This window comes from Niveispirillum lacus (assembly GCF_002251795.1).
GTDB classification, from domain to species: Bacteria; Pseudomonadota; Alphaproteobacteria; order Azospirillales; family Azospirillaceae; genus Niveispirillum; species Niveispirillum lacus.
In genome coordinates, this window is record NZ_NOXU01000015.1 from 1 (window position 1) to 25,205 (window position 25,205).

Annotated in this window: 19 protein-coding genes; 8 read left to right on the forward strand and 11 right to left on the reverse strand. The window is 61.8% G+C overall.

Features of this window, described 5'->3' with window-relative positions; translation table 11 throughout:
• The first annotated feature begins 161 nt into the window (after positions 1 to 161).
• The 3 genes from CHU95_RS01265 to CHU95_RS01275 are packed head-to-tail and all read left to right on the forward strand — an operon-like array spanning position 162 to position 3,243.
• Complete coding sequence (locus CHU95_RS01265) at positions 162 to 2,177, forward strand: NADPH-dependent 2,4-dienoyl-CoA reductase (protein WP_094453085.1); 2,016 nt, start codon at positions 162 to 164, stop codon at positions 2,175 to 2,177.
• A 25-nt stretch (positions 2,178 to 2,202) separates the two neighbouring features.
• Positions 2,203 to 2,640: a nuclear transport factor 2 family protein gene (locus CHU95_RS01270; protein ID WP_094452938.1), complete on the forward strand. Its 438-nt coding sequence runs from the start codon at positions 2,203 to 2,205 to the stop codon at positions 2,638 to 2,640.
• Positions 2,641 to 2,697: 57 nt separating this feature from the next.
• Positions 2,698 to 3,243 carry a PadR family transcriptional regulator gene (locus CHU95_RS01275; RefSeq protein ID WP_094452940.1) on the forward strand — a complete coding sequence of 182 codons (546 nt, stop codon included), beginning with the start codon at positions 2,698 to 2,700 and terminating at the stop codon, positions 3,241 to 3,243.
• 41 nt (positions 3,244 to 3,284) lie between these two features.
• Here CHU95_RS01275 and CHU95_RS01280 read toward each other — a convergent pair whose 3' ends face one another.
• The 7 genes from CHU95_RS01280 to purT all read right to left on the reverse strand — a co-directional run bounded on the left by CHU95_RS01280 (position 3,285) and on the right by purT (position 13,515).
• Positions 3,285 to 4,907 (reverse strand): fumarate hydratase, encoded by a 1,623-nt coding sequence (locus CHU95_RS01280; protein ID WP_094452942.1) that lies wholly within the window; start codon positions 4,905 to 4,907, stop codon positions 3,285 to 3,287.
• Between the two features lie 116 nt (positions 4,908 to 5,023).
• Complete coding sequence (locus tag CHU95_RS01285; RefSeq protein ID WP_094452944.1) at positions 5,024 to 5,371, reverse strand: RidA family protein; 348 nt, start codon at positions 5,369 to 5,371, stop codon at positions 5,024 to 5,026.
• Between the two features lie 206 nt (positions 5,372 to 5,577).
• Positions 5,578 to 8,667 (reverse strand): efflux RND transporter permease subunit, encoded by a 3,090-nt coding sequence (locus tag CHU95_RS01290; protein WP_094452946.1) that lies wholly within the window; start codon positions 8,665 to 8,667, stop codon positions 5,578 to 5,580.
• 26 nt (positions 8,668 to 8,693) lie between these two features.
• Positions 8,694 to 9,971 carry an efflux RND transporter periplasmic adaptor subunit gene (locus CHU95_RS01295; protein WP_165771935.1) on the reverse strand — a complete coding sequence of 426 codons (1,278 nt, stop codon included), beginning with the start codon at positions 9,969 to 9,971 and terminating at the stop codon, positions 8,694 to 8,696.
• 211 nt (positions 9,972 to 10,182) lie between these two features.
• Positions 10,183 to 11,124, reverse strand: a complete 942-nt coding sequence (locus CHU95_RS01300; protein WP_094452950.1) for an AEC family transporter — start codon at positions 11,122 to 11,124, stop codon at positions 10,183 to 10,185.
• A gap of 1 nt (position 11,125) precedes the next feature.
• On the reverse strand, positions 11,126 to 12,343 hold the full coding sequence (locus tag CHU95_RS01305) for an MFS transporter (RefSeq protein WP_094452952.1): 1,218 nt from the start codon (positions 12,341 to 12,343) through the stop codon (positions 11,126 to 11,128).
• Complete coding sequence (purT, locus tag CHU95_RS01310) at positions 12,343 to 13,515, reverse strand: formate-dependent phosphoribosylglycinamide formyltransferase (protein ID WP_094452954.1); 1,173 nt, start codon at positions 13,513 to 13,515, stop codon at positions 12,343 to 12,345. Before purT ends, CHU95_RS01305 begins: the two co-directional genes overlap by 1 nt.
• A gap of 179 nt (positions 13,516 to 13,694) precedes the next feature.
• Here purT and CHU95_RS01315 point away from each other — a divergent pair, with 179 nt between their 5' ends.
• Positions 13,695 to 14,324, forward strand: coding sequence for a TIGR02466 family protein (locus tag CHU95_RS01315; RefSeq protein ID WP_094452956.1), 630 nt, complete (start codon positions 13,695 to 13,697; stop codon positions 14,322 to 14,324).
• Positions 14,325 to 14,334: 10 nt separating this feature from the next.
• Here CHU95_RS01315 and CHU95_RS01320 read toward each other — a convergent pair whose 3' ends face one another.
• From CHU95_RS01320 to CHU95_RS01330, 3 genes are all read right to left on the reverse strand, one after another.
• Positions 14,335 to 14,694 (reverse strand): hypothetical protein, encoded by a 360-nt coding sequence (locus CHU95_RS01320; RefSeq protein ID WP_133065372.1) that lies wholly within the window; start codon positions 14,692 to 14,694, stop codon positions 14,335 to 14,337.
• A 61-nt stretch (positions 14,695 to 14,755) separates the two neighbouring features.
• Positions 14,756 to 15,754: a KpsF/GutQ family sugar-phosphate isomerase gene (locus CHU95_RS01325; RefSeq protein ID WP_094453087.1), complete on the reverse strand. Its 999-nt coding sequence runs from the start codon at positions 15,752 to 15,754 to the stop codon at positions 14,756 to 14,758.
• 94 nt (positions 15,755 to 15,848) lie between these two features.
• Complete coding sequence (locus CHU95_RS01330; protein ID WP_094452960.1) at positions 15,849 to 16,958, reverse strand: aromatic ring-hydroxylating oxygenase subunit alpha; 1,110 nt, start codon at positions 16,956 to 16,958, stop codon at positions 15,849 to 15,851.
• A gap of 296 nt (positions 16,959 to 17,254) precedes the next feature.
• On the opposite strand from CHU95_RS01330, the gene CHU95_RS01340 reads away from it, so the two are divergent.
• Together CHU95_RS01340 and CHU95_RS01345 are read left to right on the forward strand one after the other, a co-directional pair.
• The gene (locus CHU95_RS01340) at positions 17,255 to 19,222 is read left to right on the forward strand and encodes a S9 family peptidase (protein ID WP_165771936.1); all 1,968 of its coding nucleotides are present in this window, start codon (positions 17,255 to 17,257) and stop codon (positions 19,220 to 19,222) included.
• 240 nt (positions 19,223 to 19,462) lie between these two features.
• A complete protein-coding gene (locus CHU95_RS01345; protein WP_165771937.1) occupies positions 19,463 to 21,994 on the forward strand; it encodes a glycosyl hydrolase 115 family protein in 2,532 nt (843 codons plus the stop codon).
• 40 nt (positions 21,995 to 22,034) lie between these two features.
• Here CHU95_RS01345 and CHU95_RS01350 read toward each other — a convergent pair whose 3' ends face one another.
• Positions 22,035 to 23,381: a serine hydrolase domain-containing protein gene (locus tag CHU95_RS01350; RefSeq protein ID WP_165771938.1), complete on the reverse strand. Its 1,347-nt coding sequence runs from the start codon at positions 23,379 to 23,381 to the stop codon at positions 22,035 to 22,037.
• 28 nt (positions 23,382 to 23,409) lie between these two features.
• On the opposite strand from CHU95_RS01350, the gene pseI reads away from it, so the two are divergent.
• Together pseI and CHU95_RS01360 are read left to right on the forward strand one after the other, a co-directional pair.
• Complete coding sequence (gene pseI / locus CHU95_RS01355) at positions 23,410 to 24,456, forward strand: pseudaminic acid synthase (protein ID WP_094452970.1); 1,047 nt, start codon at positions 23,410 to 23,412, stop codon at positions 24,454 to 24,456.
• Positions 24,456 to 25,199, forward strand: a complete 744-nt coding sequence (locus tag CHU95_RS01360) for a cytidylyltransferase domain-containing protein (protein WP_094452972.1) — start codon at positions 24,456 to 24,458, stop codon at positions 25,197 to 25,199. The genes pseI and CHU95_RS01360 overlap by 1 nt, the downstream gene beginning before the upstream one ends.
• The last annotated feature ends 6 nt before the right edge of the window (positions 25,200 to 25,205 follow it).

A 25,205-nucleotide genomic window follows, 5' to 3' on the forward strand; every position in this document is an offset into this window, starting at 1 on the left:
ACAACATTCTGCAGATAAACGTCACTTTTCTGAAATAGGCCCGTAACCCCGGCCATGAGGGGCACGCAGGCGGCGCCCCGCGGGTCATGTTTTGAAACAGGTTGCGGATGATCACGCGGGCGATCATGGTTTATTCAACCAGTTGCATAAAGGGCCCCGACATGACCGCCTATCCCAACCTGCTTCAGCCGCTCGACCTTGGCTTCACCACCCTGCGCAATCGCGTCCTGATGGGGTCCATGCATGTGGGGCTGGAGGAGGCACCGAACGGTTTCGAACGGATGGCTGCCTTTTACGCGGAACGGGCGCGTGGCGAAGTCGGGCTGATCGTCACCGGCGGCATCGCCCCGAATGAGCGGGGGCGCCCCGCTCCCTTTGGCGCGGTGCTGGCGACCGAGGAAGAGGCCGCGCATCACCGCATCGTCACGGATGCCGTCCATCAGGAAGGCGGCAAGATCGCGATGCAGATTCTGCATTTCGGTCGCTATTCCTATCAGCAGGACCTTGTCGCCCCCTCCGCCATCAAGGCGCCCATCAACCATTTCGTTCCCCATGCCCTGACGGGGGAGGAGGTGGAACAGACCATCGCCGATTTCGTGCGCTGCGCGGCCCTGGCGCATTATGCGGGCTATGACGGGGTGGAGGTGATGGGGTCGGAAGGGTACCTGATCAATGAGTTCATCGCAGCCCGCACCAATCATCGCGACGATGAATGGGGCGGGTCTTATGAGAACCGTATCCGCCTGCCCATTGAGATCGTCCGCCGCATCCGTGAGAAGATTGGCCCCGACTTCATCATCATCTATCGCCTGTCGATGCTGGATCTGGTGGAAGGCGGATCGACCCTGGAAGAGGTGGTGCAACTGGGTCAGGCCATTGAGGCGGCCGGGGCCACCATCCTGAATACCGGTATCGGTTGGCATGAGGCGCGCATCCCCACCATCGCCACCTCTGTGCCACGCGCGGCCTTTGCCTGGGTGACCAAGGAACTGAAGGGCAAGGTGTCGATCCCGCTGATCGCCACCAACCGCATCAATACGCCCGACGTGGCCGAGAAGCTGCTGGCCGAGGGCTATTGCGACATGGTGTCGATGGCCCGCCCGTTCCTGGCCGATGCGCATTTTGTCGCCAAGGCGCGCGAGAACCGGGCCGACGAGATCAATACCTGCATCGCCTGCAACCAGGCCTGCCTGGACCATACGTTCAGCGGCAAGATCACCTCCTGTCTGGTCAACCCGCGCGCTTGCCACGAAACCAAGCTGATCATCGCACCGACAGCGGCACCCAAAAACATCGCGGTGGTGGGCGCCGGACCGGCGGGCCTATCCTTTGCCGTGACAGCGGCGGAGCGTGGGCACAAGGTCACCCTGTTCGAAGCATCGGCACAGGTGGGCGGGCAGTTCAACATCGCCCGCAAAATCCCCGGTAAGGAAGAGTTCAACGAGACCCTGCGCTATTTCCGCCGGCAGTTGGAGCTGAAGGGCGTCACAGTGCGGCTCAACACCCGTGCCGATGCCGCTACGCTGGCACAGGGCGGGTTTGATGAGGTGGTGCTGGCCACCGGCGTGGTCCCGCGCAAGCCGACGATCGAGGGGATCGACCATCCCAAGGTTCTGGGCTACCTGGATGTCCTGCGAGACGAGGTGCCGGTAGGCCGCAAGGTGGCCGTCATCGGGGCCGGCGGCATCGGCTTTGATGTCAGCACCTATCTGGTGGAGCGGCATGAGGAGCCCTCAACCGAGCGCTTCTTCAAGCAGTGGGGTGTTGACCCGAACTATCGCTATGCTGGCGGCTGCACCAAACCGGAAGTGGAGCATAATGGCCGACAGGTTTTCCTGATGCAGCGTACGGAGGGCAAGCTGGGGGAGAATCTGGGCCGCACCACAGGCTGGATTCACCGGACCGTGCTGAAAATGCATGGTGTGGCCACCATGGGCGGCGTCACCTATCGCCGGATTGATGATGCCGGCCTGCATGTGACCATCGGCGGCCAGGATCAGGTGCTGGAGGTCGATCATGTCGTTATCTGTGCAGGCCAGGAGCCGCAACGGGAATTGCAGGCCGACCTGGAGGCGCGCGGCCTTCGCGTTCACCTGATCGGCGGGGCCGATGTGGCCGCAGAACTGGATGCAAAGCGGGCCATCAATCAGGGCACGCGCCTGGCTGCCGCCATCTGATACATCTGACGGAAGGAAAGAAGCCATGACCATACCGTCCGGCCTGCACCCGACTGCTGCCGCCTCGCTGGCCATCTGGCACGAGATTGTCGCCAACCAGTCGACCAGTGCCCTGCGTGCCATCACCCATGAAAAGGCGATCTTCCGGTCCCCCGTAGCCCATACCGCCTATGAGGGGGCGGACGCCCTGCTGCTGGCCATCGGCACCGTCATGCGGGTCTTCGGCGACTTCACCTATCATCGCACCGCGGTAACGGCGGATGGGCTGAATGTCGTGCTGGAATTCGCCGCCACTGTGGAAGGAAAGCAGGTTAAGGGCATCGACTTCATCCGCTTTGACGAGCACGGGCTGATCCGGGAGTTCGAAGTGATGATCCGTCCCTTGAGCGGATTGCAGGCCCTGGCGGCCGAGATGGGGAGGCGGGTCGGCCAAGACATTGCGGCCTTCAAGGCCAAGGCCTGATATCGAGGAGGGACGGTTAAGGCCCCCTCCCCCGGACCCATCACTTGGATCGCCCGCATGTCCCTGCCACACGCTCTGCTGACCGCCCTGATCGAACGCCCCGGCGCCGGTTCGGAACTGGCGGGACGTTTCGATCGTTCCATCGGTTATTTCTGGCAAGCCACGCATCAGCAGATCTATCGCGAGTTGGCGCGGATGGAAGCAGCAGGCCTGATCGAAGGGATGGCCGTCGATGGCGCCCGTGGGCGCAAACGCGCGTATCGGGTTTTACCGGCGGGACGGGCGGAACTGGCCCGCTGGACAGCGGAAAGCCAGGAACCCCTGCCGATCCGGGATGAGATGATGGTGCGGTTGCGGGCAGAGGCGATGGTGGGCCCGACAAGCTTGCCTCAGACGCTTGCGGAACTGGCAAGGCACCATCGCGACCGGCTGAAGACCTATCAGGATATCGAGAACCGGGACTTCACCCCACCGCCAACCGACAAAGGCCAGCAGCTACGCCATCTGGTCCTTAAGGCCGGTATCGAATATGAGCGGCATCGGGCCGCGTTCTGCGAACAGGCAATGGCGCTGCTGTCCCCGTCATCGGAAGGACGGACCTGAATGCAAAGCGCCCCATCCGTGTGGATGGGGCGCTTGGGCTGTTATTTGGCGGCGTCGAAGAAGTCGTTGCCCTTGTCATCGGTGATGATGAAGGCGGGGAAATCCTCCACCTCGATGCGCCAGATCGCCTCCATTCCCAGCTCGGGATAGGCGATGCATTCGACCTTCTTGATGCAGTCCTGGGCCAGACGGGCCGCCGCCCCGCCGATGGAGCCCAGATAAAAGCCGCCATGCTTCTGGCAGGCATTCTTGACGGCGGGCGAACGATTGCCCTTGGCCAGCATGACGAAGGAACCACCCGCCGCCTGGAACTGATCGACGAAACTGTCCATACGGCCGGCCGTCGTGGGACCGAAGGAACCGGAGGCGTAGCCCTCTGGCGTCTTGGCGGGGCCGGCATAGTAGATCGGGTGGTTCTTGAAATAGTCGGGCAGCGGCTGGCCGGCGTCCAGCAGGGCGCGCAGCTTGGCGTGGGCACTGTCACGCGCCACGATCAGCGGGCCGGTCAGGGAGACGCGGGTGCGGATCGGGTACTGGCTCAGCAGCTTGCGGATCTGATCCATGGGCTGGGTCAGGTCGATCTTTACCACCTCGCCTGACAGCGCCGCCTCGTCCACTTCCGGCAGGAAGCGGGCAGGATCGGTTTCCAACTGCTCCAGATAGATGCCATCCTTGGTGATCTTGGCCAGGGCCTGACGGTCAGCCGAGCAGGAGACGCCGATGCCGATGGGCATGGAGGCGCCATGGCGCGGCAGGCGGATGACACGGACATCGTGGCAGAAATACTTGCCGCCGAACTGTGCCCCGATGCCCAGCCCCTGGGCCGCCTTGAACAGGGCCTGTTCCATCTCCAGGTCACGATAGGCATGGCCGCTCTCCGACCCCTGGGTCGGCAGGCTGTCATAATAGCGGGCTGAGGCCAGCTTTACTGTTTTCAGGTTCTGCTCCGCCGACAGGCCGCCGATGACCACTGACAGGTGATAGGGCGGGCAGGCGCTGGTGCCCAGGGACGCCATCTTTTCCTCGATAAAGGGGATCAGCCGGTCCGGCGCCAGGACCGACGGCGTGGCCTGGAACAGGAAGGTCTTGTTGGCGGACCCACCACCCTTGGCCATGAACAGGAACTTATAGGCATCCTCACCCTCGGCGAAGATCTCGATCTGGCCTGGCAGGTTGGTGCGGGTGTTCTTTTCCTCATACATCGACAGGGGGGCGACCTGACTGTAGCGCAGGTTACGCTTCAGATACGCATCGCGAATCCCATCGGACAGGGCGGCCTCGTCTGCACCCTTGGTCCAGACCTTGCGGCCCTTCTTGCCCATGACAATAGCCGTGCCCGTATCCTGACACATGGGCAAAATGCCACCAGCAGCGATGGAGGCGTTCTTCAGCAGGTCGAGTGCCACAAAGCGGTCGTTGGGCGATGCTTCGGGGTCTTCCAGGATGGCGCGCAACTGACCCAAATGGCCGGGGCGCAGGAAATGGTTGATGTCCATGAAGGCGGCTTCGGCCAGCAGGCGCAGACCTTCCGGCTCCACCTTCAGCACAGTCTCGCCATCGAATTCGACCGTGGAGACATAATCGCTGGTCAGCTTGCGATAGGGCGTGGTGTCGGCACCCAGGGGGAACAGGCTGAAGCTCTGCTTCACAACATCATCGGGCATCTTGGGTCAGCTCCGGGTCTTGTGCGTGGTGGCGGGACGAGGGCCGCCTTTCATGCCGTCCAGATAGCGCAGCCAACGGCCCACCGCCAGAGGGCCGTTGGTCGTGTGACAACAGATCAGATCGCGGCCACGCAGACGATCTCCACCAGATAGCCGGGAGCGGCCATGCGGGCCTCCACAGTCGCACGGGCCGGCGGGTTGGACTGGTCCACCCAGGCATCCCACACCTCGTTCATGGCGGCGAAATTGCCGATGGAGGAAAGATAGATGGTGGTGGACAGGATCTTGGACTTGGAGGACCCAGCCTCGGCCAACAGCTTGTCGATGGCGGCCAGGACCTGGGCCGTCTGGCCCTTGACGTCGGCGCTGGTGTCGGCGGCCACCTGGCCCGCCAGATAGACGGTGCCGTTATGAATGGCGGCTTCGCTCATGCGGCGGCCGGGATGCAGGCGGGTGATGCTCACCGTACAGGTCCTTTCCGATGGGGGCCGCACCCAATGGGCGGCCGGTAACAAGCCGGGATAGGGGCAAGCGCCCCCGCCTGCAAGAGGCCGGTGGCAAATGCCAGTCATGCAGACTGTGCCGCTTGTTACAAAATGCCTGCCAGAATCTGTAAAAAGATTACGCCCGGATGGGGACATCCGGGCGTATCGTCAGCCCTACATGCGGATTACTCCCCGTCAACCGGGCGCACATGCAGGGGCAGTTCAGGCTCCCGGTTGGTCAGCATCCGGCCCAGTTTCGGCCCGATCCAGTTCTGGAAATCATCCATCAGGGTGAACATGGTCGGCACAAAGACAAGGGACAGAGCCGTCGACGTGATCAACCCGCCGATAACGGCCACCGCCATGGGCTGACGGAACTCCGTGTCCGCACCCCAGCCGAAGGCGATGGGCACCATGCCGGCCACCATGGCGATGGTGGTCATGATGATGGGGCGGGCACGCTTGGCCCCGGCATCCAACAGAGCCGTGCGGCGGTCCATCCCATGGTCACGCATCGCCACAATCGCATATTCGACCAGCAGGATGGAGTTCTTGGTCACGATCCCCATCAACATCAGGATACCGATCAGGGCCGGCAGCGACAGCGCCATGTTGCACATCAGAAGCCCGATCACCGCCCCGCCCAGCGACAAGGGTAGCGCCGTCATGATGGTCACCGGCTGGAAGAAATTGTGGAACAGCAGGATCAGCACCGCAATGATCAGCAGGAAGGCCGTGCCCAGCGCCACCGCGAAACCCATCATCATGATCTGCATCTGTTCAGACCCGCCATAGGCCGGCTTGGACACGCCTGCCGGGAGGTGGGCCATGGAGGGCAGATTGTTGATGGCTTTCGTGGCCTCGCCCAGTTCCGCGCCGTTCAGGTCGGCCTGCACGGAGATGCGGCGGGCGCGGTCGAACCGGTCGATCTGAACCGCACCCGACCCCATCTCCAGCTTAGCAACGGCGGACAGGGGCACGGTGGCACCGGTATTGGTGCGCACCCTTAGATTGGCGATGGTGTCCAAGTCACCGCGGGCAGCATGATCCAACTGCACCCGGATCGGCACCAGCCGGTCGCCCAGGTTGAACTTGGCCGAATTGGTGTCGATCTCGCCCAGGGTTGCCACCTTGGCGACCTGGCCAATGGAGATTACCGATACGCCCTGTTCAGCCGCCCGTTCGAACATCGGCCGGATCTGGATCTCCGGGCGCTGCAGAGCGGCTGTGGAGGTGACATTCTTGAGCTGCGGCAATGTCCGCATTTCGGCCAGAACGATGTTGGCATGAGCATCCAGCAGCGGACCATTCTCCGAGGTCAGCATGATAGAGACATCTCGGTTACCGAAGCCGCCAGTAGAGTTAAAGGAGAAACGCACACCGGGAATTTTCTGCAACTCAGTCAGGACCCGGGTCTCAAACTCTTTCTGATGAACACGGTCACCCCGCGGCTTCAACATGACGATGATGGAACCACGACGCACCTGTCCGCCGCGCCCGGCACGGGCCCAGGTGGTCTCCACTTCGGGCTGGGCCTTCAGCACCAGGGCCGCACGCTGAACGGCAGCGTCCATCTGTTCCAGGTTCACACCCGGCGCCATCTCCATCTGAAGGTTGGAAAAGCCGATATCCTGCGCTGGCATGAAGCCCGACGGCAGGGCCAGAGTCAGCCCCAACGACGCAACAAAGAATAGCGTCCCGGCCGCGATGGTCTTCCACCGATGTGTAATGCACCAATTCAGCAGCACCATATAGCGGTGGGACCAGGGCCCTTCCTTGTGTTCATCCGGCTGGGCAGGTTTCAGGAAATAGGCGGCCATCAACGGGGTAAGCAGTCGCGCGACCAACAGCGAAAACAGCACCGCCACGGCAACCGTAACGCCGAAAGACTTGAAGAACTGCCCGGCAATCCCCGGCATGAAGGAGACGGGCAGAAACACAACAACGATGGTCATCGTGGTCGCGACCACCGCCAGGCCGATCTCGTCCGCCGCTTCCAGAGCGGCCTCATAGGGGCGTTTGCCCTGGCGGATATGGCGAACAATATTCTCAATCTCGACAATGGCATCATCAACCAAAATGCCAACCACCAACGCCAAAGCCAGCATGGTGATGCCGTTCAGCGTAAAACCGAACCATTCCATGACCAGGAAGGTCGGGATGGTCGACAACGGCATGGCCAGTGCAGAAATCAGGGTGGCGCGCATATCGCGCAGGAACCACCAGACCACGCCGACTGCCAGCAAAGCACCGATCACCAGGGCCTCGATCGACGCGAGGTAGCTGTCGACCGTGTATTTCACGTTGGAGATGATCAGCTTGAACGTAAGGTCGGGATATTCCTTACGGAGCTGCTCAATAACCGCGTCCACGCCCCTGGCAATCGTCACTTCCGACGAATTAGGCGAACGGCTGATAGCAAAGCCCACGGTCGGCACACCGTCGAGACGGGACACGCCACGTAGTTCTGAGGTCCCATCCACGACATCGGCAATATCCGACAAGCGCACCTTGCGGCCGCCAGCGACGGCAATTTCCATGTTGCGCAGATCGTCCACGCTTTGGGTTCGGCCCAAGGTGCGGATGGACTGTTCAGCAGCACCAATCTCGCCACGCCCACCGGGCATGTCGATGTTCAACTGCATCAACTGTGAATTGACTTCGCCGGCGGTGACCCCCAGCGCCATCATGCGCTCAGGCACCAGATTGACCCGAATTTCGCGGTTCTGGCCTCCCAGCCGCTCCACCTCGCCCACGCCGTCCACACGCTTGAGCGCACGGGACAGGTCACTGTCGATCAGCCAGGATAGCTGTTCGACGGTGCGGTGGGAGGAGGTCACAGCATAATAGAGGATGGCGTCGCCCGTCACGTCCAGACGCTGAACCTGTGGTTCGTAGATGTCTTGTGGCAGGTCGGAACGAATACGACTGACCGCATCGCGTACGTCATTGACGGCGCGGTCCGTATTGTAACCGATCTTGAATTCGATGGTGGTGTTGGAATAGCCGTCGGTGATGTTGGAAGACACATGATCGATGCCCGTGATGTTGGACACCGCATCTTCGATCTTCTTCGTCACTTCCTGTTCAAGTTCCGAGGGGGCCGCGCCCGGACGCGACACGCCGACATTGACAATAGGGAAATCAATGTCGGGATTTCCGGTGATGTCCATCTTCCAGAAGGAAATCAGGCCGGCCAGGGTGAGAATGATGAAAAGGACAATCGGTGGGACGGGATGGCGGATGGCAACCGCCGAGATATTGCCGCGGCTCATGTCCGGTGCCTTTCTCTAATCGGCGGTCAGTTGGCGGGAAGCGGATTGACCTTGTCCGTCGGCGCTTGGGTGATGATGACCTTGTCGCCGGTTTTAAGATAACCGGCCCCAGTCAAGACCACGTCCTCACCCGGCTTCAGACCGGACAGGATGGCCAGACGGTTGCCATCACGCGGGCCGGTCTCCACCTCCCGCGCGGTCACGGTATGATGGCCCTTGTCATCCTTCGCAGCATCCACAACCACGGCCCAGCTCTTGGCATCACGGTAAATCACCGCTTCCTCCGGCAGGACCGGTGCGCTTTGTGTGCCTGTCCGGACACGGGCGGTCAGGAACATGCCAGGGCGCAGATAAGGGTCTTGCGGCACATCGATCTTCACCGTGCCGATACGCGTCTTGGTATCAACGATAGGGGAGATGATACGCACAGTGCCGACAAAGGGTTGCCCGTTGATATCCACCGCCGACAATTCCGCTTTTTGCCCCACGATCAGCTGACGCAGATCGATCTCCGGCACTTCGGCCAGCAGTTCGACACGGTCGTCGCGGATGATGCGGAACAGTTCCGTCCCGCCCGCCGACATGACGGCACCCAGTCGGGCATTGCGCTTCGCGATGGTCCCGTCTGTAGGGCTGCGCACTTCCGTTTGGGCCAGACGTGCAACAGCCTGTGCGCGCGCCGCCTCTGCCACACCGACACGGGCCTTGGTGGTCAGCGCCGCCGAACGGCGGGCGTCCAGGTCACGGGTGGAGATAGCGCCGGTCCGGGCCAGTTCTTCGGCGCGGCGGATATTGGCTTCGGCCTCTGTCGCCAGAGCCTGCGCCTCACGCAGGGATGCCTCGCGTGACAAAAGATCGGCGCGCAACACCTTGTCGTCAAACCGGGCCAGCAACTGTCCGGCTTTTACCTTGTCGCCCTCATCCACCAGCACCTCGACGATGGCCAGGCCGGATGTCTGAGTGCCAATCGGCAGCTCGTCCCAGGAGGCCAGCGACCCCGTCACCAACAATTGTCGCGGGACATCGCTGGCCTCTGCCTTCACCGTGGTGACGGTCAGGATGGAGGAGCTGTCCTTTTCGCCATTCTCGGTAGCGGCAGCGGGCTTGCCATCGGCGCTAGACTTGGGCTTGAACGCCACATAAGCGCCCGTGCCGACAAGGGCCACGACCGCCGCACCCAGCAGTATCCATTTTAGTTTGGACGGGCGACCACCGCCCGGCGGAGCCCAGCGCTGGCCGCCCGTTTTGGGCCGGCTGTCGCCACCGTCAGGTCCAGGGCGGGTGTGAAGAGGCTGCACCGTCATATTTTTCACCATTGTCGGGCCGCGACAGCGGGCGCGGTTTCCGGGCAAGGGCGAGCCATCGCTGTACACCGCCCCCTGCGATGAACAGCGCCCCCCCGTCCTTGTGCCGGACATTACATGCGGAAGATTATCACGGAAAGTCACACATGGTTTCAGAGATGTAACGAATTATTGCACCAGGCGCCGTGCAACCCCTCACGGGCCGCCCGTTTCAGGTGTTGCGGAAAACATCAATAATGAAACCGGTCGTCAGGGCTGAAAACAACGTGGTCAAAAGCGTCGAGCTGGCCGTGCGCGCCACATGGGTTTCGTACCGCTGAGCGAAGAGAAATACATTCATACCGCCCGGCATACTGGCCGTTGTGACGGCCACGGCAAGGGCCAAGGGCGGCAACTCGAATATGTAATGGCCGGACACAAACACTGCGGCGGGCAGGATGAAGAGCTTGACCAGCGTCATGAACAATGTTCGACCCAACAGGTCAGTGACTTTCAGGCCAACCAGACTGGCACCCAGGGCAAACAGTGAACAGGGCACTGCCGCCTCACCCAACATGCGCATGGCGCTGTCCACCGGACTGGGAATGCGCAAACCCAGGGCACCGAAGAGCAGACCGGACAGGATGGCGATGATGACCGGGTTCTTGACCAGCGCCAGCAGCGTCTGAGCAACAATGCGCAGCGGCCCACCGCCCTGGCCAGCCTTCGAGGCCTCTGCCAGAATAGTAGCGATGCCGATCAGCCAGGCAGCGTGCCCCGTGACCAGCAGCAACATCTGCTGTAACCCCGGTTGCCCAAAGGCCGCCAGCATCAAAGGCACACCCACCAGAACCGTATTGGAAAAGCAGGAGCCCAGCATCAGGGTCGCCGCCCCGCCCAATGTTTCCCGGTAGACCCAGCGCGCATAAAGGAAACTGGCGACCATAACAGTGGTAAGGGCCAGATAATAGGCAGCGACAAGGCTCATCTCGTCGCCGTGCGGCAGGCCCCTGGAAGCCATCGACCGGAACAGAAGACAGGGCAGCGCCAGGTAAAAGATGAAGTTAGACAGTGATTTGGCGAAATTTGCCGGGAACAGGGGCGGTCGACCAACCATAAACCCGACAGCCACCAGGCCGAACACGGGCAGGATGATGTTCAGGATCGTGTCCATGTCACATCTGCCTCGCACGGGATAACAGTCCGATGGCAGTCAGCGACAATACCAGCATGGCGGACACCAATGCTACCAGCCCGCCCCAGCCCAGTGACGTCCAGACAACACCGCCCACCACCCCAATCAAACTGGATCCCATATAATAGGAAAACAGATACAGCGATGACGACTGGGCCTTGCCACTGGTGGGCGCCAGGGCCCCCACCCAGCCGCTGGCGATGGAATGGGCACCGAAAAAGCCAAATGTCATCAGGCCAATGCCAGGAACGACAGCGTAGAGGCTATCGGCGACCGTCAAGCCCACGCCAGCCGCCATTACCAGGACCGCCCCTGCCATTACCCGTGAACGTCCCCACCGCGCTGTCAACTGTCCGATGGAAGAGGACGAGCCCATGCCCAGCAAATAGGCGCCGAAAATCAGCCCGACCACGGACTGCGGCAGGTCGAAAGGCGGCAGAAGGAGGCGGAACCCCATGTAATTGAAGATCGTAATGAACCCGCCCATCAGCAGGAAACCGAGCATAAACAACAGCCGCAGGTCAGGCTGCGCCAGCGGAGCCGCCAGGGCGCGCAGCAGTGACCCCGGCCGGGACGGGCGCCGGACAAAACCCACCGATACCGGCAGGAACCGCCACACTGCCGCCGCCGATGCCAGCCCCAGTAATCCGATGCCGATGGTTGCCATCTGCCATGGCAGAAAATCAACCAACACGCCCGTCACCAATCGCCCGGCCATCCCGCCCATGGCCGAGCCGGCGATATAAAGCCCCATGGCGCGATCCAGGGCCGCTGGGTCCATTTCTTCCCCCAGATAGGCCATGGCGACTGCTGGCAATCCGGCCAGTGTGACGCCAAACAGGGCACGCGCCAGCAAAAGCCCATGCCAGGACGGGATGATCGCCGTCACCAGGGTCAGCAGCGCCGAAAGGGCCAGCGAAGCCACCATCACAGGCTTGCGACCGAACAGATCGGCCAGAGCACCGGAGAGGAGCAGGGAGACCGACAGGAAACCGGTAGCAAGGGAGAGAGCCAGAGCGGATTCAGCCGGGGCCACCTTGAACGTGCTGGCCAACAAAGGCAGCAGCGGCTGCACGTGATAAAGAAGAGCAAAAGTTGCAAAACCCGCCGCGAACAACGCCAGGGAGACCCGTCGAAATGCTGGGGTTCCGGTCTGGATGCCCGCCAGGGCGGGCGATGACGGTGGGCTTACCGTCATCAGGTATAATCGATGCGGATACGGGATGCAGCCTCGCGGGCAGTGGCACGGGCCTCATCCGTATCGGTGCCGCGTGCCAGGGTCACGCCCATCCGTCGATAGGGGCGGGTGGTCGGCTTGCCGAAAAGCCGCACATCCACTGCCTGATCTGGACGCCCGGTAAACAAAGCCATGGCCAGACCGGAAAAGCCAAACTCCTTGGCCTCGCGGTCAGCCAGAATCACTGCACTCGCCGATGGGCCATAAAGTTCCACGGCCGGGATGGGCAAACCCAAAACAGCACGGGCATGCAGGTCAAATTCTGAGAGGTTTTGCGACGTCAGCGTGACCATGCCGGTATCATGGGGCCGCGGGGACAGTTCGGAAAAGATGACCTCATCCTTGGTCACAAAAAACTCCACGCCGAAAATGCCGTGGCCGCCCAGGTCATTGACCACCTTGGCGGCCATGTCTTGTGCATCCTGCAACAGGTCTGGACGCATGCCCATCGGCTGCCAGCTTTCCTGATAGTCACCACGTTCCTGCCGGTGGCCGATTGGCGGGCAGAAAACGATGCCATCCTTGGTGCGGACGGTCAGCAAGGTGATCTCATACTCGAAGGGGATGAATTCCTCGACAATCACCTTAGCCCGGTCGCCGCGCATGTTGGCCACAGCGTAAGTCCAGGCGGCTTCAAGCGCGCCCTCCTCCTTTACAGTGCTCTGGCCCTTGCCAGACGATGACATTACCGGTTTGATCACGCAGGGCAGGCCGGTGTGGGCGATGGCCGCCTTCACCTCGTCAAAACTTTCGGCATAGCGGTATCTGCTGGTGCGCAGACCCAGGTCGACTGCCGCCAGTTCACGGATGCGGTCGCGGTTCATGGTCATCTGGGTGGCCCGAGCCGACGGCACCACGGTGAAGCCTTCCGCTTCCAGTTCGGCCAGCATTTCAGTGCGGATGGCCTCGACTTCCGGGACAATGAAGTCGGGCTTGTGCTTTTCCACAGCGGCGCGCAACTTCTCCCCGTCCAACATGGGGAACACTTCACGCCCATCGGCCACCTGCATGGCGGGAGCGTGGTCATAAGCATCGCAGGCGATGACCTGGGCACCCAGTCGCTTGGCGGAAATGACAAATTCGCGCCCCAACTCACCAGAGCCGAGCAGAAGGATCTTCGCGGTGAAGGGCATGGGCCACCTTATCGTTGTCGGGCTGCCCGTCCAAAGGCGCCCCCCTTGGCCCATGACCCTAGGGCGAAGACTGCGGTTTCGCAACGGGGGCACCGCGCGCGGGTGGCATGCCGCCGCCACTGGTACCATTCTGTGTAGGCATTGACGCACCCGCCATCACACCGTAAGCCTGTAGCATCATGACTGAGCCCAGCGCCCCCCAGATTGACACCCTGTTCGTGACCCGCCTTTACCGTGCCGAACTGGACGGGATGGAGGCGATGAATGACGAACTGGCCGCTTGTTGCCGGTCAGCGGCCGAGGACGATATTGCCGGTCAGAAATGGTCGGCCAAGAACGGCTATACGGGATACACTTCTTACGCTTCGTTGGACGACCTGCCCTGGCGCTTTCCCGCTGTCAAGTCGCTGAAATCGCACCTGGATCGGCATGCGAAGGCATTCGCGAAGCTGCAGGAATGGAACCTGGGAGACAAAAAGCTGGAACTGGACAGCCTGTGGATCAATGTGCTGGACCCTGGCGGCTTCCACGGATCGCATATTCATCCTAACAGCGTGATCAGCGGCACCTATTACGTTGAGATCCCCGATGGCGCCTCTTCCATCCGGTTTGAAGACCCGCGATTGGCCCTGATGATGGCAAGCCCCCCACGCAAGCCGAAGGCGGCGCGCGAATTGCTGCACAGCATTCCCGTCACCCCGAAGGCCGGCACTTTGATGATGTGGGAAAGCTGGCTGCGGCATGAAGTGGTGCTGAACCAGGCGGAGAGCGAGCGCATTTCCATCAGCTTTAACTACGCTTGGCGTTAGAATTAGCCGGTCAGCCGCGACGGGTGCTGGCTTTTTTCGACGTGGCACTTTCCACATCGTCTATATAGATGATCAGGTTCAGCGAACCGGCGATCACCTCTACAAATTTGTTTGCCATGGTGGGCAGACGGATTTTTCGCTCAATGCAGTAATTGACCAGCGAAGCCGCCAGTTCGGCAACGTTGCGGGACACACGGTGCTGGTTACCCGCATCATCCTCGATGATCAAGGTGGCGCTGACCGGATCTTCATGCAGTTCCAGCTCAACCACCTGACCAACCGGCAGGTGCAGGCGTTGTTTGCGCATCAGGTCAACGATCGCCTGAATGGCCTCACGCTCCGTGAAGCCCAGCGTGCGCATCTCTTTCACGCGGTGCCCCTTCTCGTTTCCGCAACAGTACCTTGCACGAGAGTAGGCTGAAAGCTGCTGGTCAACCCAGCGATTTTTCGACCTCCAGCCCCGCAATATCGTGCAGGCGCAGCAGGCCCAGGACAGCGCCAGTATCGGAAACCACCGGCAGGACATTGATCTGGTGAGGTGTTTCCATGATCTCCAGCGCCTCCAGCGCCGTTGCGTCGGGGCCGCAGGTGCGCCTCACCGGCGCCGTCATACAGGCTTGCGTATCCCGTTCCAGAAAGGATTTGCCATGCGCCGCCAGACCACGGCGAATATCACCTTCCGTCACGATCCCACAAAGCTGACCCTGCGTATCGACCACCAGGGCGGCACCATTGGGATGGCGGGTCATGGCCAGCAGCGTCTCGAAGATCGGCTGCGTCGGTGACACCAGCCCCACACGGTCAGGGGCCTTAACCATCAGGTCACCAACCTTGCCAGCCAACACGATACCCAAGGTGCCGCCGGGATGGTTCTCGCCATAATGGGCGATGGTGAAACCGCGCCGTTTGGCCACCGCCACCACCAGCGCGTCACCCAGGGCCAGCATAGCCGTTGTGCTGGCGGTCGGCAGTTTGGTCTCGGTCGCTTCCCGTTCCACATGGCAACGCAAGGTCCAATCAGCGATACGGGAAAGACTGGACGGCACACGCGACACCATGGCCGCGACCTTGACGCCGCGGCGCGATGCCGCCTTGCCCAGGTCAACCAGTTCCTGGGTTTGACCGCTGTTCGACAACAGGATCACCATATCCCCGTTCCGCAACGCGCCCAGTTCCCCATGCAGCGCATCCAGCGCCGAATAATAGAAGGCCGGCACCCCCACCGACGCCAGTTTCGATGCCAGGAGACGGGCGATCAGGCCGGATTTGCCGACACCGGCAACCAGGGTATTACCCGCCCCCGCAGCAATGTAGTCCACTGTGGCCAGAAAATCGGCGTCCAGACTGTCGAGCTGTGCCAATACGGCCTTGGCTTCGATCCGTAGCAAATCGGCAGCGGCAGTCAGGGCGGTGTCTTGATCGGACGTCATGATGGTTCCAGGGAACGGCAGGTTGATGCTGGCACGGATGTAAGGGACCAATCTTGTCGCCGCATCCCCCATTTGGCGGGGGACAGGCGTGCGGTCAGTCGGCGCTCGCGTCCATCTGCGCCAGGATCATGTCATGGAAGTGGCGGATACGGTCCTCATTCACGCCCAGGAGAGCGGCCCCCTCCGCATGGCGCAAACCGGCGCCAACCGCCGCGCAGACCTCCCGATCCTCTGACAGAAGCTGGCCATTCAGCGCGGCGAGATGGCTGGTAACCGCGGCCAGTGCCGCCTGACTGGCGCCTTCACGGGCCTTGGCAAGGCAAAGACGATAACGCAGGGTAAAGCTTTCCGGTCCCGTCGGCTCCAGCGTCTGCACACTCATCATACGCCCCGCCGTGATGCCGATGGCGAGGTTGGGGAACAGCAGTAGATGGACATATCCTTCGACACCCGACACGGCCTCGACCGGCATCAGGCCCAAACGCTTGCCCGCCCCCTCCCACCAGCGTTGGGCCTCCGGCCGCATACCGGCATAGCCAACGGAATGCAGGCCCGATGGCACCACACGCCAGGACCCATCCACAACTGTGCGGAAGCTCCCCGCATGCACAGCATCGACGTGATAGACCTCCAGCACATTTTCCACCCCGACCTTCCAGTTTGCGGCCCAGTGCTGGGCTTCCTGGGCAAAGGGGGCGGACATGCCATCGGACAGGGCTCGCAGCAGGTCGGCATGCGGGCCAACCCAGTCCATCAGTGACGGCCCACCCGGCTCTAACCGGACAAACAGAAAACGGCCGATCCGATCCAGTTCGTAGCGCTTCAGCGCCAGGGCCCGCTTATCCTCCCGATCCAGGCCGAAACACTCGGCATTGCCGGGAATGCCCACTGGCACGCCCTCGCGGTCATAGGTCCAGCCATGATAGGGACAGCGCAGCGGACCTGATGCTACCCCCGCCTCCCCCGCCCGCAACCGGGCGAAACGATGGGAACAGACATTAAGCAGGGCCTGCAACTCACCGTCGAAATCCTGCACCAGCACCGGTATGCCGGCAATGTCCCGCGCCAGCCAGGAACCGGGCAGCGCCAGATCGTCGCTGAAGCCAACAAAGTGCCAATGCTTGGCAAACAGCCGGCGTTCTGCGGCAAATCGGGCGGGGTCGCGGTAATCAGCGGCGTTCAGGGCGGCAGGGCGGGCCAGCATCGGGATGCACCGGAGACGGTTAGGACGCCAGCCTGTACCATCCGCCCTGCGCCCGGCAAGCCGGTAATGTGCCGTGCCCAGAAAACGTCGTCAGCCGCCTTTACCACCACCGTGTGCGCGGCCGTCCCAAACCAGCCCAGGATTACATCGTGGTGATCGGATGGGCTGAACGGTAAGGCCACCACTATCGCAGGTCTTGTGCCCATCGGGTTCTTGATATGCATGGCGGATGCGCTACCGTCACACACGCAGTCCAACACGCCCTAACGGGCATCATCATCCAAGGAACGGGTAACGTGCGGATCATCCGACATTTCATGCGCGGTAGCGCATTGGCCCTGGTGCTGACCCTGTCAGCCGTCACCGCCCCCGCGCAGACCGAGCCGGTCAAGGTGGAGCGGATTCAGAACGGCAATATCATCACAGAGAATATCCCGGCCATTGACGCCGCTCTGGGTGAACGCCTGTCGGCCTATCTGTCCGCCCGTTCCGCCGGCATGCTGGACTGGACGCCCGATGGCAAAGGCATCCTCATCAGCACCCGGTTCGGCGAGACCGCGCAGCTTCACTTGGTGAATGGCCCGATGATGGCCCGCCAACAATTGACTTTCGCGGCGGAACCCATCACCTCCGCGGCGTTCAGCCCGGCCAAGGGTTCCACCGATCTGGTCTATGTTTGGGACAAGGGCGGGTCGGAGAATTTCCAGTTCTTCCATCTGGATGTCGCCACGGGCAAAACGTCGCTGGTCACCGACGGCAAGTCCCGCAATCAGGGACTGGTCTGGAACCATAAGGGCGACAAGTTCGCCTTTTCCAGCACGCGGCGCGACGGCAAGAACACCGATGTCTATGTCGGCGGCCTGAAAGACGCCGCGACGGTCGCCCCGCTGGTGGCGCAGACCGGGTCGTGGAGCGCGGTCGCCTTCTCCCAGGATGATCAGAAGCTGCTGGTCGGCCAGTATATCGCCATCACCAAGTCCTACCTGTCGGTGGTCGATGTCGGGACGGGCCAACTGACCCGCATCAAGCCGGAGAAGGACACCATCGCCTTGACGGGGGTCGGCTTCACGCCGGACGCCAAGGGCGTGTTCCTGACATCGGACGAGGAGGGTGAGTTCAAGCGTCTGGGCCTGCATGATCTGGCATCGGGCAAGACCAACTGGATCACCGCAAACGATCCGTGGGACGTGGAAGAGGCGGTCCTGTCGCATGACGGCAAGCGGCTGGCCTATGTCCTGAACGAGGGCGGCTGGTCCACGGTGCGGGTCATTGACACCAAGACGCTGAAGCCTGTGAAGTTGCCGACCTTACCCAAGGGTGTGATTGGCGGCATTGCCTTCAGCCCGGACGGGTCGAAGCTGGCCCTGTCGCTGACCACACCCACGGCCCCCGCCGATGTGCATGTTGTCGATCTGGGCAAGGGTAACGTGGAGCAATGGACCAAGAGCGAGGTGGGCGGTCTCAACACGGAGAATTTCGCCGACGCCACCCTGGTGCAGTTCCCCACCTTTGATCAGCGGCAGATCCCGGCCTTCCTGTTCAAGCCCAAGAATGCCAAGGGCAAGCTGCCCGTCATCATGCTGATTCATGGCGGCCCGGAAGGGCAGAGCCGCCCCAATTTCAGCGCGACCGTCCAGTTCTGGGCCAATGAGCTGGGTGCGGCCGTGCTGCTGCCCAATATCCGGGGGTCGGATGGGTACGGGAAGACCTATCTGGGCCTGGATAATGGCTTCAAGCGCGAGGACAGCATCAAGGATATCGGCGCCCTGATTGACTGGGTCGCGACCCAGCCTGACCTGGACAAGGACAGGATCGTGGTGGCCGGCGGGTCCTATGGTGGCTATGCCACCCTGGCCGCCATGACCCATTACAATGACAAGCTGGCAGGCGGGGCCAGCACCGTCGGCATCTCCAATTTCATCACATTCCTGGAGGCCACGGCTGAATATCGCCGCGACCTGCGCCGACCTGAATATGGGGATGAGCGTGACCCGGCAATGCGCGCCTTCTTGCAGAAGATCTCGCCATTGACCAACGTTTCAAAGATCAGCAAGCCCATGCTGATCATCCAGGGCTATAATGACCCGCGCGTGCCGGTGGGCGAGGCCGAACAGATGGTGGCTGCCATTCGCAAAAATGGCGGCGAGGTCGGCTATGTCCTGGCCATGGACGAAGGTCATGGCTTCCGCAAGAAGTCGAACCAGTTCGTGGCCCAAATGGCCCAGGCGCAGTTCTTCCGGAAAGTGTTTGGCCAGACCCAATGAACAAGGGCGGGGGCGGGTGGCTTTGGCTCCGCCCCCGATTACCTCCGGTGATGCTGGCGACGCGAGCGCTGTTGGCCAGCCAACCGCCCCTCCTTCCTGACGTCCGCACCAGTTGTCAGAGGCCTCTGCGAGAGTTGAGACCCGCACCGTTCGGCCCTTCACAATTCGATCATGCTGGATGTTTGCGGCGCCGGTGATTTGTCATATAATAAGAGCTGATGCCATTATATGGAACCGGCAATGCGCTCTCTGGCTTTGGTCCTGCTTCTGCTGCTGCCGCTGCTCTGCACCTCCCCATGCTCGGCGCTGGCTTCTGTTGGCCCGGCAGACTGGATCATGGACAAGCCCGCCCCTGGTGCATTTCCAGTGGCTGTACGTGGCCGGTTGGCAACGATCCGCCATGATGCACACGACCATCCCGTGGTTGCTATCGCCGCTGCCGATCTTGCCGGGGATCTGGCCCAGGTAACAGGTGGAAAGGCTGAACCAGTCACCGGCGGAGCTTACCAAAGAACAGAGATATGGGTCGGCACGCTGGGGCGTTCCTCCCTGATTGACGGGCTGGTCGCCACCGGCAAGGTTGATGTCACAGAGCTGCGCGGCGCCTGGGAAAGTTACATCATCATCGGCGTTCCCGACCCGGTTCCAGGCGTCGAGCAGGCCCTGGTCATCATTGGCAGCGATCGGCGTGGCACGGCCTATGGTGCCTATGAATTGTCACGCGCCACTGGGGTATCGCCCTGGATCTGGTGGGCCGATGTACCGCCGCCATATCGGCCGAGCCTCTATGTCGAGGCAGGAACCCGGCGGTTCGGGCCACCATCGGTTAAATATCGCGGAATTTTCATCAATGACGAAGATTGGGGCCTGCATCCCTGGGCCGCCAATCATTTTGATCCCGCGCGCGGCGATATCGGGCCGAAGACGTATGAGAAAGTCTTTGGTCTGCTGCTGCGCTTACGTGCCAATCTGTTATGGCCAGCCATGCATGAGGTCACCCAACCGTTCAACGCCGACCCTGCCAATGCCCAACTGGCCGACCGTTACGCCATCATCATGGGTTCGTCCCACGCCGAACCGATGCTGCGCAACAATGTGGGGGAATGGAAAGACACGCCAACAGCGTTCAACTATGCCACCCATGCTGGCCCTGTACGCAGCTATTGGCGCGACAGGGTGGTAACGAATGGACAGTATGAGAATATCTATACGTTGGGCATGCGCGGCATCCATGACAGCGGTATGGTCGGGGCCGAAGATCTGCCAGCCCGGCGCGCCTTGTTGAACCGTATCATCGCCGATCAGCGGCAATTACTGTCCGACCATGTATCGCCCGCGCTGGACCGCATCCCGCAGGTCTTCACCCCCTACAAGGAGGTGCTGGAGATCTACCGAGCTGGCCTGGATCTGCCCGATGATGTCACGCTGGTCTGGCCAGACGACAATTTTGGCTATATCCGCCAGTTCCCAGGCCCGCGTGAACGGGCACGATCCGGCGGGTCGGGCGTGTATTACCACCTCTCCTATCTTGGGGCGCCATTATCGTATCTTTGGCTCTCCACCGTGCCGCCTTCACTGATCGCACTGGAAATGGGCCGCGCCTATGATCTCGGCGCAGACCGGGTTTGGGTGGCGAATGTTGGCGATATCAAGCCAGCAGAAACAAACATCGAACTGTTCCTGACCATGGGATGGGACATGCCTGGCTTCCGCGCCACCGGTGGAACCACGGGTTTTCTGACCGCCTGGGCCGGGCGTGAGTTCGGCCGGGACATCGCGCCTGCGGTCACAGACCTTCTTCAGCACCACCATCAACTGAATTTCGAACGCAAGCCCGAGCATCTGCAATGGTGGCTGCCCGGGCAGAAATACCGTCGCAGTGACCTGGGCATAGAGGCCGCGCAAGCGCGCCTTGGCAGGTTCGCTGACCTGGAAAGGGACCTGGACACGATCCACCGGCAGATCCCGGCAAAGGCCCAGGATGCCTTTTTCCAACTGGTCGCCTATCCGGTGCGGGCAGCATCGCTGGCCAATCAGCGGTTCTTTCACGCGGAAGCCTATGAAAGGCTATTCAATGCCGATCCCTATACCGCGCGCCAACGCGGACAGGCGGCCCACAAGGCCGATCAGTCCCTGCACGCCCTGACCCGTCGCTATAACGAGGAGGTCGCTGGCGGTAAATGGCGGGGTATGATGGCGATGGAACCCGCCGATGGACAATGGCGGTCCTATCGTTTGACCCCGCCTGTCCTGCCGGCAACAGGTCTCACCCTGCCATCCAACGCCCCACCGCCCCTGCATCCGCGCAAACCGGTGGCCGATAACGCCGTGATCAGCATCGAAGCGGAAAGTGTCGCGACCCATGACTCTGCCTGGACGCTGATCCCTGGCCTCGGCCGCGGAGAGGGGTCCATGGCAGCGGGACCGGTAACGGCAGTCGCGTCGAGCACAGAGGGGCCGGCCTTGACCTACACCCTCAATCTGCCGCCGGGTGACTGGGACCTGTCGTTGGATCTAATCCCTACCTTCCCGGTTACGCCCAGTGGAAAGCAGCAACTGGCTGTGCTGGTGACCGGGATGTCACCCGTCACGCTTTCCCTGACACGGGACGTTGGAGATTCGACCTGGGCTGAAGGCGTGCTGGATGGTCGAATTCGGCAAGAAACCGGCATTACCCTGCTCGGCGGCCGCACCCATCAGCTACGCCTGGAAATGCGTGATCCGGGACCGGTACTGGACGCGTTGGTGTTGCGACGCCGCAATCAATCATAAATTGAACAGACCGACACATCTGCTACATTCCAACGGGCAGCTACGAATTTACGCCGGCCAGGATACCGTCCACCACCGTCTGTTCCCAGACCGTTAACGAAGACACAGGACCCGTGACCCGGATCATTGGCGTTCCGGTCAGCAGGTACACAAAGCCCCATCGCCCGCCCGGATCGGCCATGACTGCCCCCAACAGCCCGTAGGCATCGCCAAAATGCCCACACAGGCGGGGATCTTTGGCCCCTGCCTGCCAGCGGTCACCGGCGCCCGGACCGCCGCCATGGGTGGTGCAGTGGATGCCCAGCGCCCATTGCCGCAGCAACCCACCATCCACATCGCCATTGCCAACCGCCGGATCATAGGTCCAGTGCGGGGTCAGCATTCGATCAAACGCGGTTGCAGGTAACAGCCCCCCGCCCCGGTCCAGCAGGAAGTGCAGCAACATCGCCAGATCGCGGGCCGATGCCCGCATCCCCCCCTGCGGCGACAGGCTGGTGCCGTTGCGACCCGGCACGATATGCGCAAGCGGCACCAGCGCCTTGACACCAAAGATCGTCAATCGGTCATCAGGGCGTCTGCCCTGATAATCATCGACAGTGGCCAGCCAGCTTCCATCGGGCTGTCGCCTGTAGACCGGGGCCAGTTGTTGGAAACGGTCTACATCCAGAAGGCGCACATCATAGGCAGCCCGCATGCCCAGTGGCCGTAGAACCTGAGTGGTGACCACCGCGTCGAATCGTTGCCCGGTCAGCCGTTCGATCAGGGTCGCCATCACTCCGTAATTCAGATTGGTATAGGTGAAACGCGTGCCTGGCACCTCATCCGCCCAGCGTGTACCGCCAGGGTCAAAGGCCCCACCGGGCCTGACCAGTTCTTCCAGACTGTAGGGCGGTGGCAAACCATAGATCTCTGCATCACGCAGCGAAGACGTATGGGTCAGCAGCATCCGTGTGGTGATCGGATGATCGGGATGATGGGGATTGCGAAGGCGAAACCCCAGCAAGGGTGAAAGGTCTGCATCCAGATCAAGCTTGCCGGCAGCGGCCAGTTGATGAACGGCAATACCCACCGGCAATTTGGAGAGAGAGGCAACCCGCACCGGCGTGTCCAAGGTCAGGGGCCGTTCACGGGTCGGATTGGTCGGGTCGATCACAGCGCGGCCGGCGGCCTGGGCAAAGACGGTCTTTCCGTCCCGCACCACAATCACGGCCACACCACTGACGGGGGCCTCAGGTCCGGTCACCAGCCCAACCATCGCCTCACGCAGGGGCTGCCAGTCCGCCGCTCTGCTGGGCATTGCCAACAACAGGAACCCCAGCAGGATTGCCGCACTCCGTCTCACCACCCACCCCGCTTCCGCTTTGGCCATGGGCGATGCTACCATCATTCTATCACCTTCCGATCCGGTATCAGGCATGACCCGCTTCCCCGACCAGTTTCTGCCCGGCCAACGCCCGTTTCTGATCGCGGAGATGTCCGGCAATCATAACGGCGACATCGACCGCGCCCGCCGCTTAATTGATGCGGCACGAGACTGCGGGGCCGATGCCGTGAAGATTCAGACCTATACGGCCGACACCATCACCATGAATGTTGACCGACCGGAGTTCCGGTTAGAAGGCGGATTATGGGCTGGAAAGACACTGTACGAGCTTTATCAGGAGGCTCACACACCCTGGGACTGGCATGAGGCCCTGTTTGCCCATGCACGCGATGCCGGCATCGCCCTGTTCAGCAGCCCGTTCGATCCCACCGCCATCGACCTTCTGGAAAGCCTGAATACCCCCGCCTACAAGATCGCCAGCTTTGAGCTGATCGACCTGCCGCTGATCGCCAAGGCCGCCGCCACCGGCAAACCCCTGATCATGTCCACAGGTATGGCTTCCTTGGGGGAGATTGCCGAAGCTGTGGCCACCGCACAGGACGCAGGCAACACCAACATCACGCTGTTGCATTGTGTCTCAGGCTATCCGACTCCGGTGGAGGATTGTGACCTGCGGACCATTCCCCACATGGCACAGGCATTCAACCTGCCCGTGGGACTGTCAGATCACACGATGGGTGTCGCTGTGCCGGTGGCAGCCGTTGCCCTTGGCGCGATCATCATCGAAAAGCATTTCACTCTGGCGCGGGCCGATGGCGGACCGGATTGCGCCTTCTCTCTTGAACCGGCCGAATTCAAGGCAATGGCGGAGGCGTGCCGGGTCGCGCACGCAGCATTGGGGACCGTTTCCTACGCGTTGAAAGCGTCGGAAGCGGGGGGGCGGACCTTCCGCCGTTCTTTGTATATCGATCGCGATGTGCCGGCCGGCACCGTGCTAACCGCTGCCGATATACGGTCAATCCGCCCCGGTCTGGGTCTGGCACCCAAATATCTGCCAGATGTTCTGGGCCAAACCGCAGCAAGGGACCTGACGCGGGGTGAGCCGGTCAGTTGGACCATGCTGGGCAAGGCGCCCTGATGTCATCGCGCATCATCGGCATCATCCAGGCTCGCATGGGCTCGACCCGTCTGCCCGGCAAGGTGATGAGGGAGGTGGCGGGCAAAAGCCTGATCGCCCACCAGATTGACCGGCTACGCCGGTCCCGACACCTGACCGGCCTATGTGTTGCCACCAGCGATCTTGCAGGCGACGATGCGTTGGCCAACCATGTTGCCGGTCTGGGCATTGCCGTATTCCGGGGCAGTGAACAGGATGTTCTGGATCGTTTTTACCGGGCAGCGCTTGCCCAGAAGGCGGATGTTGCCGTTCGGTTCACCGGCGATTGCCCCCTGATTGACCCAGCCCTGGTTGATGAATTGATCAACCTGTATCGTATTGCCGATCCACCGCTGGCCTATGCCGCCATTGATGTGTCGCGGTACCCACGGGGCCTGGATGCGGAAGTGACTGGCATTGCGGCACTGCGCGCCGCCTGGACTGAGGCGCGGATGGATTTTGAACGCGAACATGTCATGCCATTCCTCTGGCGCCGACCGGATCGATTTCGCTTGGCCTGGCTGAGCGATCCTGCGATTGAGGCACCCTGGCGTTGGTGTGTGGATACCGAACAGGATCTGATCCTGGTACGGCACTTGCTGGAAACACTTTTGCCCGCTAATCCAGCATTCGGCTGGCGTGACGCGGAGAGGGCCATGCGTGCCCATCCCGATTGGGCGCTGATCAACAGGGATGTGGTGCAAAAGACCCTTCCCCCGACATGATGTGAG